At 44.3% G+C, this 13,740-nt stretch carries 14 protein-coding genes and 1 pseudogene; 11 read left to right on the forward strand and 4 right to left on the reverse strand.

The features are described 5' to 3' along the window. Nucleotides 1-29: 29 nt before the first annotated feature. Nucleotides 30-266, reverse strand: a complete 237-nt coding sequence (locus GYMC10_RS01460; protein ID WP_012818502.1) for a helix-turn-helix domain-containing protein — start codon at nt 264-266, stop codon at nt 30-32. Between the two features lie 150 nt (nt 267-416). On the opposite strand from GYMC10_RS01460, the gene GYMC10_RS01465 reads away from it, so the two are divergent. Further along, nucleotides 417-683, forward strand: coding sequence for a DUF6809 family protein (locus GYMC10_RS01465; RefSeq protein WP_012818503.1), 267 nt, complete (start codon nt 417-419; stop codon nt 681-683). Between the two features lie 258 nt (nt 684-941). Here the strand turns inward: GYMC10_RS01465 and GYMC10_RS01470 are convergent, their stop codons facing one another. Further along, complete coding sequence (locus GYMC10_RS01470; RefSeq protein WP_012818504.1) at nt 942-1,733, reverse strand: nucleotidyltransferase domain-containing protein; 792 nt, start codon at nt 1,731-1,733, stop codon at nt 942-944. Between the two features lie 255 nt (nt 1,734-1,988). Between GYMC10_RS01470 and GYMC10_RS31695 the strand changes: the two genes are divergently transcribed. From GYMC10_RS31695 to GYMC10_RS01525, 10 genes are all read left to right on the forward strand, one after another. After that, nucleotides 1,989-2,450, forward strand: coding sequence for an HNH endonuclease (locus GYMC10_RS31695; protein WP_012818505.1), 462 nt, complete (start codon nt 1,989-1,991; stop codon nt 2,448-2,450). Between the two features lie 791 nt (nt 2,451-3,241). Next, the gene (locus tag GYMC10_RS01480; protein ID WP_012818506.1) at nt 3,242-4,147 is read left to right on the forward strand and encodes an ABC transporter ATP-binding protein; all 906 of its coding nucleotides are present in this window, start codon (nt 3,242-3,244) and stop codon (nt 4,145-4,147) included. Between the two features lie 26 nt (nt 4,148-4,173). After that, a complete protein-coding gene (locus tag GYMC10_RS01485; RefSeq protein WP_012818507.1) occupies nt 4,174-4,917 on the forward strand; it encodes an ABC transporter permease in 744 nt (247 codons plus the stop codon). Continuing rightward, on the forward strand, nt 4,918-6,090 hold the full coding sequence (locus GYMC10_RS01490) for a sensor histidine kinase (RefSeq protein WP_012818508.1): 1,173 nt from the start codon (nt 4,918-4,920) through the stop codon (nt 6,088-6,090). Then, nucleotides 6,091-6,696, forward strand: a complete 606-nt coding sequence (locus GYMC10_RS01495) for a response regulator transcription factor (protein WP_012818509.1) — start codon at nt 6,091-6,093, stop codon at nt 6,694-6,696. It abuts the gene before it with no gap. Nucleotides 6,697-7,362: 666 nt separating this feature from the next. Continuing rightward, entirely contained in the window at nt 7,363-8,220 is an 858-nt protein-coding gene (locus tag GYMC10_RS01505) for a hypothetical protein (protein ID WP_012818510.1), read from the forward strand. A 165-nt stretch (nt 8,221-8,385) separates the two neighbouring features. After that, the gene (locus tag GYMC10_RS01510) at nt 8,386-8,982 is read left to right on the forward strand and encodes a hypothetical protein (protein WP_012818511.1); all 597 of its coding nucleotides are present in this window, start codon (nt 8,386-8,388) and stop codon (nt 8,980-8,982) included. A 172-nt stretch (nt 8,983-9,154) separates the two neighbouring features. Next, entirely contained in the window at nt 9,155-9,520 is a 366-nt protein-coding gene (locus GYMC10_RS01515) for a hypothetical protein (RefSeq protein ID WP_036672764.1), read from the forward strand. Between the two features lie 198 nt (nt 9,521-9,718). Continuing rightward, entirely contained in the window at nt 9,719-10,513 is a 795-nt protein-coding gene (locus GYMC10_RS01520) for a sensor domain-containing protein (protein ID WP_012818512.1), read from the forward strand. Between the two features lie 390 nt (nt 10,514-10,903). Then, nucleotides 10,904-12,955: a pectate lyase gene (locus GYMC10_RS01525; protein ID WP_012818513.1), complete on the forward strand. Its 2,052-nt coding sequence runs from the start codon at nt 10,904-10,906 to the stop codon at nt 12,953-12,955. Nucleotides 12,956-13,026: 71 nt separating this feature from the next. Here GYMC10_RS01525 and GYMC10_RS01530 read toward each other — a convergent pair. Together GYMC10_RS01530 and GYMC10_RS01535 are read right to left on the reverse strand one after the other, a co-directional pair. Further along, nucleotides 13,027-13,445 (reverse strand): annotated as a pseudogene (locus tag GYMC10_RS01530) (type II toxin-antitoxin system death-on-curing family toxin). Next, on the reverse strand, nt 13,442-13,705 hold the full coding sequence (locus GYMC10_RS01535) for an AbrB family transcriptional regulator (RefSeq protein WP_012818515.1): 264 nt from the start codon (nt 13,703-13,705) through the stop codon (nt 13,442-13,444). Before GYMC10_RS01535 ends, GYMC10_RS01530 begins: the two are co-directional and overlap by 4 nt. Nucleotides 13,706-13,740 lie beyond the last annotated feature (35 nt).

Raw genomic sequence — 13,740 nt, forward strand, 5'->3', positions numbered from 1 at the left:
TACGGGCTAACTATTTTAAATACTTGTCGTTATAGATGTGAATACCTTCCCTCATCATCCACCAACTCAATAATCTCCCGAATATCGCTTATATTTAAAGCCTCAGCAATTCTTTCGATATGACTAAAGCTGATACTTTCCCGTTTTCCATTGGCAAGTTCACTTAATGCAGCGTGCCGTACATCGGATATTCGGGATAATTCCCGCAAAGAAATATTATGTGCCTTGGTCAATTCCGAGATTTTAACGACAACTTTTTTCCTCATTATAATCACCTCTCAAAGATCGATTTCAACTTGACTATACGCATAAGCGTACCGTATAATAATTTCAATACTGGTACTCATATGCGTAACAGTTATGAATTTGTCATTGTTTATCGATCAGTATATCATCTGTTAAAGAAGGAGAATCCCATGCCAAGCTTCCTGGAATCCCTATATTACGGAAATTTGAATCCTGTAGAGAAGGCTGTTTCTAACGACCCTCAGTATCGCCAATTGAGCAGGCAAATATCCGAGTCCATGGATGCCTGGAAGAAGAGGCTTTCTGACGATGAGTTTCATGAGCTTGAGGAGTTATTAGATTTATATCGACAAGTCCAAGGGCTGGAAATGGCGGCTTCTTTTACTGATGGTTTTAGGCTGGGAGCGACGATGATCATCGAGGTGTACTCTGAGTAATGTGATCAGTAAGAACACTCATAGAATTGCCGTAAAGACACGAACTGTGTCTTTTTTAATACCGTAAAATACTGACTATCAGCCCCTACTTCGGATATCACAATTGGGTGCACCTTGTGTTGTCGTTATCTTCGGACAGGGGTTCGACTCCCCTCGCCTCCACCAATACCATGAAAAACCCGACCTCGTGAGGTCGGGTTTTTGCTGTAGAATAGCTTATAAGTGTGAATAATAAATTTCACTGTCTTGTAGATGTTTTTATTTATGGATAGTGGAATATACGGTTTCAAGATAAGCAATCGAATTGCGTTCGGCTTCTTCTTTGCGTATCCAACCATCAGAAGCCTGGCGTAAACGTTGATATAGCTTGATAGTGGCCTTTAACGCACGGTAACAACTTTCGTAGCTGTGGAGTGGAATCGTGTCCCGAAGCTCAGCCATCTCCATTTCAGCAAATTGCTCTAGCCGTCGGACTCCCGCGGGCAGATGGCCGTTACGCATGAGTATCAACGGTCCTAATACTGCATTGCGAATAAACGTAATATGTTGGATGAGCTCGAACAACTCGCCTCTTCCTAATTTCGCCGCGCCGTAATGCACCCAAACCCAGAACCGATCCTCCATCCATTGCATAGAGGGCGATGGATAGGCAGGGGATGTCTCGGCAAGGATCGTTCTGATCTCCTCGTCTCTCTCCCAAAGCACAATCGGATTCTCCGTTCGTATCCTAAGCTCCGATTTCGAAATGAACTTTAGATCCACGTGAAGCAACGGTGGGCCGTATAGGCAAATAACCAGACGTGGTTCGCCGACATGCTCACCTGTGAATGCCGACAGTAATTGTTCGAGCTCTTCTGCGAGTTGAATGCGTTGCTCCATAATTTCATTGCGATACGCGTTATCGTACACGATGATTAAATCTAGATCACTATACTCGTCCATGGCTCCGTGGATCATGGAGCCGCCTGCAAGGAGGCCCGTAAGTCGATTATCTCGACTGATTTTCTTTTTTGCCTGCTTAATGAAGCGTTCGTGAACGGGTAACATCATGCTATGCACTCCTTAAAGATAGGACCCATATATAAATGGGTATTACGCCAATATATCATTGTGGTTAATTCGTTGTCAAACGGGTGATACTCAGGTGACACCAAAACCCTGACTACAGCCGTAGAAGCTTATCTTCGGACAGGGGTTCGACTCCCCTCGGTTCCATCATAATGAACACCATCCGCATGAGGATGGTGTTTTTGTTTTATATTAATACTATAGGTTAGAACATGTCGTACAGATGGAGTGAAATCGATGAATCATAGTCATGATGGAGAGGAACCATTGATAACGGTACTGAATATGGATGGTCAACAACTAACACCATGTTTACCCCATCGGGCTTGGCGGGAAGTTGAGCGATCGCGAGCTGTCTGGATTGATGAGCAGACGATCCAATTGCTTTATAATCCGTTCTTATTTCGGGACTATCGAAAAGCTGCACTGAAACGAGATCATCATACTTGTTTGTGGTGCGGACGACACGCCACGACAGTGGACCATATTATCCCCTCAAGCAAAGGCGGCTCGGATCTTCCGCAAAACCTGATCGCTTCATGCAGCGAATGCAATACGAAACGAGGAAACCGTTCTGCATTGTCCTATCTCCAAGAAAACGCACACTCTGTTCCAAATCTTATGAAGCTTTGCTGGCGTATCTTTATAGCTAAATACAGATACAGACATCGTCAAATGAAAAAAGGGACGCTTGAGTAAAGGCTTAGATTTATGATTTGGGAATCGTGGTGACGTGAACTTCAATGATCGCAGCCGTTTGTTGACAATCGAATTGATGGTTAACCATATCCACTGCAAAATTTTCGGCTTTCTTGCATCCATCTTGAAGTGCAAGCCATTAAAGCATAGGAGTACAACTAGTGCTGTAAAAGCAGTCTAATTATTTGCGTTATGGAAAGGATGGCAAGGGATTCGAACTTAACTCCAATATGTTCCCCCGGGCTATATCGTTGTATCATGTTGGACGGATAAATAGCGGATGGATGTCATCTGTCCTTAAGTCCTCGAAGCGTTGTCGTTATCTTCGGACAGGGGTTCGCCCCCCCCTCGCCTCCATACATACAATTTTTAAAATCCACAACCGAAAGAGTTTGTGGATTTTTGCTTTTACAACACTTGCAGCTTTACGATAAGCCCCTCATGTTAACTGAACTCGGAAAGCAGTTGACGCAGACTTCTTCTGTCTAAGGCACAAACGTATTTGTTGTGAAAACGGCACTTTAAAACTACATTCTTAAAGCTATATCCTAAAATGTAAAATCCTTAGCTATAAGTTTGCAAAGCAAGAAACCTCAATGACAATCAAAGAGTGTCAAATGCACGTTATGCTGAAGAAGGACCTCTAGGCCCTTCTTTTTTGCTTTCGGTCCTTTTTTCTGACATTTGTCATAACCGGCTTGTGACAACCCACACTAATTGAATCTTGCGCTTTTTCAATATAATGAGGACATCAAGTAACGAAAGAAGAAATTAGCGGAGGTTAGGACAAAATGACAAAGGCGATTGAATGTATAAATCTAGTAAAGAAATTCGGCGATTACTGTGCCGTTGATCATATGAATCTATCATTTGAGAAAGGTCAAATAACAGCATTGCTCGGACCGAATGGGGCAGGCAAGACAACAACCATTTCCATGATACTCGGAATGATCAAGCCAACATCAGGAGAAGTCAGGGTCTTGGGGGTGCCGTCTGGAACAAAAGAATTACGGCAACGCGTCGGAGCGCTTTTGCAGGATGTTAAAGCAGCAGATGGACTTACGGTAAAAGAAGTGCTTCAATTGTTCCGCAGTTATTATCGTAATCCGATGTCGCTAGAGCGATTGTTAGACATTTCGGGTCTCCATGCGGATCAGAAACGACGCGCATCCTCCCTGTCTGGAGGACAACGCCGTAGATTAGCCTTCGCTCAGAGTTTGGCGGGAAATCCAGAGCTTCTCCTGCTTGATGAACCAACGGTCGGAATGGATATCGAGGCTCGTGGCCGCTTTTGGGACACCATCCAAGCGCTGGCAAGTGACGGACGTACGGTGCTCTTGACTACACATCATTTAGATGAAGCTGATGCTGTCGCAGATCATATCGCAGTCATCGCCAGAGGACAGGTTGTTGCGGAAGGGACTCCAGAACGTTTAAAGGCTCAAACAGCACTTAGAACCGTTTCATTTCGAGCGGCGAACGCGCCAGCCCAGCAGGAATGGCTCACATTACCTGGTGTAGAAAAGGCAGAATGTAGTGGCGAGCGAATTCGTCTGTATGCTCAAGAGACCGATGTATTGTTATTTACACTGATGCAGTCTGAATGGGGAATTTCAGATATTGATATACAATCCGCCAGCTTAGAAGATACATTCCGAAGTCTTACAGGCTCAAATAAACAAACAATTATACGATAATAAACATTTTTAGGAGGAAAATAGCCATGTTACATATGTTTGTTGCCCAGACCAAAGCAGAAAGTATACGAATTATCCGTAGTCCATTTTTCTTACTCTTCTCCATTGCGATGCCGCTTGCTTTCTACTTTTTATTTGCAAGTATGAATGGGGTAGATCAATCGATTCAATCAACAACTTGGGGTGTCTTTTCATTGATGTCGATGACTGCATTCAGTTTGATCGGTACAGCCGTATCTCAATTCGGTATCCGTCTATCGTTTGAGCATCAAGATGGGTGGGTACGCCTGTTGAAGCTGACTCCACTATCTCCTGCAGTCTGGATTGGCAGCAAAATTGTATCGCAAATGGCGGTTCACTTGATCGTCATTGTTGTTATATTTTTATCTGCTGGCCTTGTTCATGATATACAATTGACAGCCGGGCAATGGATTTTATGCGGATTATGGTTATGGATTGGGAGCATATCTTTTCTGGCGCTTGGTGCCTTGTTAGGAACGCTTAAAAACGCGAATACTTCCGTTGCAATCGGAAATGTGTTACAGATGGGGCTTGCCATTGTGGGGGGGCTTTGGATGCCGCTTAGTACTTTGCCAAGTTGGATGGGCTCGGTCGGGGAATGGCTTCCATCTCACCGTTATGCCAATGGGGCATGGAATATGATCGCTGGACAAAATCCAGCAAGTATTGATTTCATAATTTTGACAGGATGCGGTCTCTTCTTTATGCTACTATCAATCTATATATATAATCGACGGGATGCGGTCTAATTGAATAGAGAAAAGTGGCGTCTCTTTCCAAAATCGGAAGGAGTCGCTCCTTATATTTTGTTAACAAATTTAATGATACCCATGTACTTTTTACTCTATGAGCCATCAAGTATACAGTGGCTTGGCTTTGTTCTGTTAGGCATATTCGTTCTATTGTTTCGACAATCCTACTTTTATGCAAAGTGGGCCACGCCAATCTTGATGGTTCAGGTGGGAATACTTTTAATTTTAGCAGCTGTATTTCACCCTATGTATACATTTATAGGTTTTATGATAGCTGTTCCGCTGAGCAAACAAAAGCTGCCGATATTACTCTCTATAACGATCGTTTTTACTGTAGCTATGGGATTTATCGCTGTTCCTTACTTGGATCGGATGGGCAGCCTAGTATGGATAGGGCTGGTGCCTATGTTTGGCATCTGTATTCTGCCGTATATTATTCGAACGTCGACTCGATTTCAACAGAAGTCTGCGCGGCTGCGGGCAGAAACTGCTGAACGAATGGCACAGCAGGAGGAGCGCCAGCGGATCGCACGTGAATTACATGATACATTGGGACATACGCTGTCATTAATCGCACTAAAAGGGGAGGTTGTTGAGAAACTGGTCAATCGTCATCCCGAGAGAGCGATAGCAGAGGCTCGTGAAATACGAGAAACGGCACGCGCAGCCTTGAAACAAATGCGTGAATTGGTTACGGAGATGAAAGTTACATACCTCGCTGACGAATATAAGCATGCTGTATCGTTATGTTCAGCTGCGGGCATACCGCTTTTATTTCAATATCAATCGATTTCAGATCCCAGACCTTCTAATGTAGGGACGGAAGACGCTTTAGTGAACAATCCGCTTCCGTTAACACCCTTGCAGGAGACGATTTTGGCGATGTGTTTTCGCGAGACGATTACAAATGTGGTTCGTCATAGCCGAGCAACAAGTTGCAGCGTTCTTCTCGACATTCAGGAAGGGGAAGTTCGTGTATCTGTACGTGATGATGGTATTGGGGCAGATATGGATCAATTCTATACTAGCAGTAATGGCCTCGCCGGTTTACGGCAACGGTTGGTTATGATCGACGGACGTATGTCGCTGTCTTCGTCCCCAGGCAAGGGGACGGAAGTCACCTTACATATACCTAGGGTAATACGAAATGAAAAGGTAGGTAGTGCTTAGATGATTCGTATTGTTTTGGCAGAAGATCAAAAGTTATTAAGGGGAGCATTGGCAACTTTACTCTCGTTAGAAGATGATATTGAAGTAGTCGGTCAAGTTGAAAATGGGGAAGAAGTGATGTCCATGATTCAGCAATATGAACCCGATGTAGCTGTTCTGGATATTGAGATGCCGCTGAAAACGGGGTTAGATATTGCGGAATTAATTCAAAAAAATAAGTCAGCTTGTCGTGTCATCATCTTGACGACATTCGCGCGTCCTGGATATTTCCAGCGGGCTATGCAGGCAGGAGTTTATGGATATCTTCTTAAAGATACGGGCAGCGAGGAACTGGCTGATGCGATTCGTCGGGTCTATGATGGGAAACGTGTCATCAATTCAGAATTGTCGCTCGCGATATGGGATGATCCATGTCCATTATCACCCAGGGAACGTGAAGTCATGAAGTTGGCTGCCCAAGGCTTAGTTCTTCAAGATATTGGAGCACAGCTGTTTCTATCCTATGGAACGGTACGGAACTATATGTCAGAGGCGATTGGGAAGCTTGGGGCGAATACACGGATCGAGGCAATCGATATCGCACGTAGCAAGGGATGGTTGGATTAAGGAGAACTCCGAGGTATGGAGGTAAGCGGATCACCCCATTCAAGGGATGATGCAGCCAGCCCATAGAGAGCTTTAGAAGCTCTCTTTTTTATGATCCGCTACTTAGCATACCGTAACCTAATCAATACACTGCGGCGAATTGTGGATTTGCATAGCCACGGTTCGCCTCCATATATACCATCAGAAAAGCGACTGAATATGGTCGATTTTTTGCTGTGAAGGGGTATGTCTCCCAGCTGCCAAAATACTGAATGTACTCGCTCTTCATTGCCCATGTACCGGGGAGTTTCTTGGGTGACATCAAAACTGTCATTACACTCTTAGAAGCCTATGTGATATTATACCTTCTCCCTTCATACCCCCATAAAAACCCGCTCATTGAGCGGGTTTTTTCTCGTTGTAATTATGGTTCTGTATAAGTTAAAAGAAGAACGTCTTTTTGGGCAATCTTTTAATTTGATATGAGTTCAAATAATAGATTTTTGAGGGAAAATATTCCAATTTAGCTAAAATAGTATATACTAAATAACAGGAGGTGACCCATATTATGGAATAATAAAACAGTTTTTTGCTATTTAAACAAGAAGACTTTGGTGCGCGACTCTCAAATCAGTCAATACATAGGAAGATAAAGCAAATTTCAATTCAATATTAGGAGGAACGCTTGTGAAAAAAAGTTTAAAAACACTTTCTGGGTTATTAGCGCTCGTCATACTATTCATTTCCTTTATACCAGCAGCCCAGGCCAACGCCGATAGTGATCCGGTTGCAATCGAAAAGCTGTCGTATTTAAGCGGTGAAGAACAGTTAGACGCCCTTTTAGAAAATGGACTCGTATTGCCTGAAGCATTTGAACAGGACGAGTATACGGTAAATGCCGTAAAAACGATCGTAGCTGATATTCAGCGAGGAGTAACGACCGTAGACCGCATACCGTATAACTATACGGAGTTAGCGGAGCTGGCTAAGAGAATCCTGGATGTGTCCGGGCAAGAAAGCATATCTGCTTTAGCGAACTATACGTTAAAAGATAGTACGGTAATAGGAACATGGTCGAACAGCTATACAGGATATAATTGCTACGGGTATTCCATAGGCGTGCATGTCTTTCAAAATCCGGGCTATCATTCCAATCAGAGCTTCAACATGAATCTATCGATTGCAAGTATGGCAGATTTAGTCGTTGATGATCTGGAGGCCCTTGGATATTGGGGTTATAAGACAGCGACTAAACCATCATCGTTGGCTAATTATGAACGTGTGGTGGCAATCCGAAAAGGAAGCGTCGATTACCATTTCATGAAAGGAACGACGACGGCTTCGGATTGGACTCATAAGCCAGGAGGGACGAATCCTTTGAGATGGAATTATTCTTCGCCTGGGTATAAAACTTGGACAAATGAATATTCCTACAATAATGTAAGTTATCAAGGAGACATCACCTACAATAGCTCCATTTATTACATCATCTATTGGCCTAAAAACGTCGGTCCACAGCCTGACAAGATTGATTTTTCAATTTGAGTGAAAAAGGCGATTCTTTTCCAGTAGTCGCCTGCGTCAAGAGCTAATCCTAAGGAATGGAATTGTTTTTCTTGGAGGTTTTGGATTCAAAGGAATTTCCTTTTCAATTTATCGGTGATTTGAAGTTGATTTTATCCTTATTCGTACACAGGAGGTGCCGGGTTGATGTCCAACATAATCAAAGTCGGCGGACTTAAATTACTGTTCATCTGTGCGGGCCTGGGATTGATTCTGCTTGGCGCCGGGTGCGCTCCGAAGACGGAGGAAGATGTGAAACCGGAGGTTGTAAACGTACCTGCGGAAGAAATGATCGCCATACTTTGGAATAAAGGATGGTCACCGGCTATCAGCGTCACTCGGGGCATTCCGTTTGAACTGAGCGGCAGTGATGAAATCGCGTATGACATATCAGGCGATACCGACTACTTATGCGCGGAAATCAAGGGCAGGCTTGAAAGCATGAGCAAGACGGGAACCTCAAGGAAAGCGGGAGAGCAATTTTACTGGAGCCCTCTCTGCGGGGACCCTCCGGCTGATCTCGCCGAAATTGAAACTTCATGGGTCACCGTCGTTCGTAAACAGGATGGGTATCCGACCGGAATGGTTCTGGTCAGGATCTCGCCGGAGCGAGACAACGGGAATGGAGGATTGACGTTCAAGGCAGACATCATCGCGAGTTTGGCTTTTCCCCAACAAGACGGGGCTTACCAAGACATTTCTGACGAGGATTTAAAGGAACTTGAAGCCACCTACAAAAATTGAAAGGACAGAGGCTCCATTCCCCACTCAAAGATTATTTGCTGATTTAGAAGTATGAATTGTCCATAAAATGTATGCAAAAGTCATCAGCCCATGTTCGGGTTGGTGACTTTTCCATTTGTGGTATAATAACCCGAAATGTCCACATTAACTGAAGATTGGCTGGTGAATTGGAATGAGCGAAAAATTCTGGTTAGTGGTACAGTATCCTCTGAAAAGTGCAAAAGGCAGCCAACGCGACCACTGGTTAAGAGAAAAAGTAATGGAATATTTAGAATTATCTCTAGCGGATGCTGATTTGGGCCATGTCGACGGCTTTGATATGGGGACATGCATTTCCGACCCGAAGAAGTATGCGCTTAATATATTTTGTGTTGTTACGGAGGAAGAACGGGGTATAGCCTTGGTAAAAAGAGTGATAAAAGAGAGTCGGCTTGATTATACCCGCATAAAAATGGCTACCATGCCCTATGGAAAAGAAGAAGAAACCTATACTCTGAAGTATGCCTATAAGAAGGGCGTTACCGATTTTTCACTATAGCCTATACGGTGTTTAAATGTCGTTCGGCGAGTTGGTCATAGTGTCTTCGCTTCAATAAATTCACCAGAGCCAGGCCCATTCCTAGTCTAAGGTCTAGGTTCAGATACCCCCTAAGACGGTTATGTCAGCCAAATAACGCGGATATAATGGATTTATAACTCGGAGCGTGACTTATGAAGCCATAAGGGGTGTTTGAATATGAAGGCAACAGAAGCGACTGCCATGTCGCGGGCAGGCAAGGTGAATTGGGTGCTTTTTAATCCGAAAACCTATGCAACGATTCTCTATTTATTGCTATCTCTCCCGTTAGGGATTATTTATTTTACAGTAGCGATAACGGGACTTACATTATCCATCGGTTTGACTCCGATATTTATCGGAATACCGCTGTTTTTTGGAGTAGCTAAGCTGTTGAATGGGATTGTGGTTTTTGAACAAAGCATGATTAGACAAATTTTAGGTTTACCTAATCCTACTGTATCGTATACCTACAATCACCAGTCTGAAGCTGGGCAGAATTGGTTGAAACGAATGGTGAGCGGATTTGACGGAGCGCTCTTTATTCGAAATCTGCTGCTCGTATTACTAAGATTTGTTACTGGCATCGTATTCTTTGTTATTATGGTAACGGTGATTTCACTGGGACTCGGATTGATTGCTCTTCCGGTCGTGCATATCATTTTGATGAATGAATTGCAGCTTGATATTTTGGAGAATAGCTTGTTCAGTTATTTTCATATCGATTGGACCTATAATCAGCAATACCTGCTGTACGTAGGCGTAGGCCTTATCCTGTTCTGGGTCGCGCTGCGCGTTGTGAATGGGCTTATGCAAATTCTGCGCAGAATCATGTATGTGGATGAGCCCTATCAGCAGCCGTCAGTGCCGCCGATGGAAGCACAAATCCATGCGCCCGTTCAGTCGCAATATTACGAGTACCAAGAGGATCACCCCACTCAAGGGATGATGCAGCCAGCCCATAGAGATCTTTAGAAGATCTCCCCAAAGCGACCTTAACCGGTCGCTTTTTCGTTTTTGCGTCCGGTTTAAGCCTGAAATATAGCCCGATCTACGCCTTGTATCTACAGATTTCAGCCGTTCACGACCATCCCGGATGGATGTTGTCCAAGAGGAAGTGTCATTTCCCCGACCTATAATCATTAACTCAGAATATCGCGGAATGCGCAGGTTATAACAAAATGATTGTTTCGGAACTGTTTTCGCAGCTGATAAGCTGTGGGTGGAATTCCAAAATTTGTTGATTTTAAACAAGGACTTTGGTTTTGACAGACATGGTCCATAAAGCGAGGAGGCTGATAAGAAAGTTCCAAATTATTGCAAGCGATTACAAAGCACAAGTGAATAAAAAAAGGAGGAGATGAAATGAAGAACAGCGTTGCAAAGGTAACCGGCATGGTGGTGTTGTTTTCTCTGGCGCTATCTCTCATAGCGGGAGGATGGGTGAATAAGACAACGGTCCATGCTGCCGGTCTTTCGATTATCGGCGGCGGGGGCTGGAATGAAACGGCGTATATAGAATGGTCACCCGTGAGTAATGCGGAGGGATACAATGTCTACGTGAAACACGCCAATGCGCCGGATTCCAGCTATCAACAAATGGATAATGAGCTGATCCGGCAATACCCTTCCTATTGGAGAGCAGATGCCGTTGGACTTGCAGCAGGAAATTATGTGATGAAGGTTGAAGCCAGGCTGTCGGACGGTTCAACGGTAAGTGTCGTTTCGAATAACCTATCCGTAGCGCCGCATGATCGATCCGGATTTGCTTTTTCCTCAGACTCGCCATACGGGACTGGCTCGGGTGCCTACAATGATGACGGTACGCTTAAAGATGGTGCACAAGTTATTTATGTGACCTCCGAGACGGCACGAACCGTAACCCTTGATGTGAAAATCAACAGCTCAGGCGGGGTTCAAACGGGCGTGGGGATCGGCGATATTTTGACGCTAAGACAAAAAGGCTACGATACAACCCCTCTTGCGATCCGGTTTATTGGAAAAGTTACCGATGACGACATGAACGGACAACTGAATAGCAGCGGCTACCTTCAAGTAAAAGGCAAGAACGATTACTCGGAAATGAATATGACGATCGAAGGGATCGGAGACGACGCTTATGCTTATGGGTGGGGATTGCTCCTTAGATACGTAGGGAATGTGGAAGTAAGAAACCTCGGGCTCATGTTGTTTCCTGATGATGGAATTTCCATGGATACAGGAAACGTCAACGTGTGGGTGCATAATAACGATCTATTTTATGGAACCGCAGGAGGAGATGCCGACCAGGCCAAGGGCGATGGTTCAACGGATCTGAAAAAAGGATCGACCTATATTACCATCTCCTACAATCACTACTGGGATTCGGGAAAAGCGGCTTTGGTCGGTTTGAGTGAATCGGAGGAATTCTTTGTCACCTTCCACCATAACTGGTTTGATCACTCGGACTCCCGCCATCCGCGAATCCGATTGGCATCGGTTCATATCTATAATAACTTCTATGACGGAGTCTCAAAATATGGGGTCGGTGTGACAACGGGAGCTTCGGCCTTTGTGGAATCCAATTACTTTAGACATGCCAAATACCCGATGTTGAGTTCCTTGCAAGGTACGGATGCTTTAGGGGAAGGGACCTTTTCGGGCGAAGACGGAGGCGTGATTAAGGCCTATAACAATAGGATCGTAGATGCGGACAGTCTGATTTATGCAAACTCCAATACCGGAACAGCTCCGGCAAATGCAACCTCATTCGATGCATACTTGGCTTCATCAAGAAATGAAACCGTACCAAGCTCATACAAAGCATTCGTGGGAGGAACGGCTTATAATAACTTCGATACAACCGTCGATACGGGAGTAAATAGCGCCGACATCGATAACGTGAGCGATGTGGAACAGATCGTTACCGCACAAGCCGGACGCCTGAATAACGGGGACTTCACTTGGGAATTCAATGATGCCGTAGACGACACATCCTATACACTCAATACAGCTCTTATGGCTAAAATAAGCAGCTACACCAGCGGGCTTGTATCCGTAGGCGGGAATTCAACCGGGGCGGAGCCGGAACCAGAACCGTCCACCGGAGAACAAGTTCACAACTTTACAACGTCCGGATTAGCAAGCGATTTCTTTCATATTGTAGGGAATCTCTCCACAACCAAGGGAACCGCGGTGTATAACGGCTTAACGCTAACCCAATGTTTGAAAATCGAGAGTTCAACCCGCATTACCTTTACCTCTACGGAAACCGCTACATTAACATTAGTGTTTAATTCGGCAGACGGAACCAAGATCAAGATTGATGGAACGAGTTATCCCATGACGAATGGTATGGTCAGTGTGCCACTTGCTCCAGGAGCGCATACGATTACAAAAGATCATACGACGAATCTCTTTTATATGGAGTTGGAGTAGAGCAGGGCGGGGTTTGTGCTCCCGCGCGTCTCTCATACGAATATAAAAAGCGACCGTGATTCGGTCGCTTTTTATATTTTATCTGTTGATTTGGTTATTGGGACACCATGCATCTGAATGGTAGCTGCTAAGTCGGGAAACTGATATTTATGATTAACCATATTACCGTAAAATCCTCCGCTTTCTTTGGGTTCATCCTAAAATACAAGTCATTATAACGCAGGAATATGACAAGTGCTGTAAAAGCGGTGCGTTTATTAGCATTGTAGAAAGGATGATTTTGCCCTAATGACTCTAACAAAGCAGCAGCCTTTTCGAACACGGTCTGATAAGCCTCCTCCCCAAAAGCGGAGGTCTGAGGGCTTAGTACGGCGGATTCGAGAAACCTGGGTTCCTTTACCCCGATTTGTTCACTTGGACTGTAGCGTTGAATCATCGATACATTAATAGCCATGACTTCTTGGACGGATAGATAACGATTTGATGTCATCTATCTTTTAGTCCTTGCAGTGTTTGATCGTACTCCTCAATAACATTTGTTAAAGTATCCAAGAAGTCTGCACTAATTCCTTCAGGTAATGAAACTCTTGTTGACTTCTTAATTATAATTTCTCCTGTTTCCGGGCTAACATCAATGCTGACGTTGTCACCTTGATCCAATCCAATTTGCTTCAAAGCGTCAGTCATGGTTATACCTAAACTGTTGCCGAATTTGGTCACTTTTCGTTCCATCAGAGCCACCCTATTCATAAAGATTCACTCCTTATCAGCACATTCAATCGTTA

The sequence above is a fragment of the Paenibacillus sp. Y412MC10 genome (genome assembly GCF_000024685.1).
GTDB lineage: Bacteria > Bacillota > Bacilli > Paenibacillales > Paenibacillaceae > Paenibacillus_AQ > Paenibacillus_AQ lautus_A.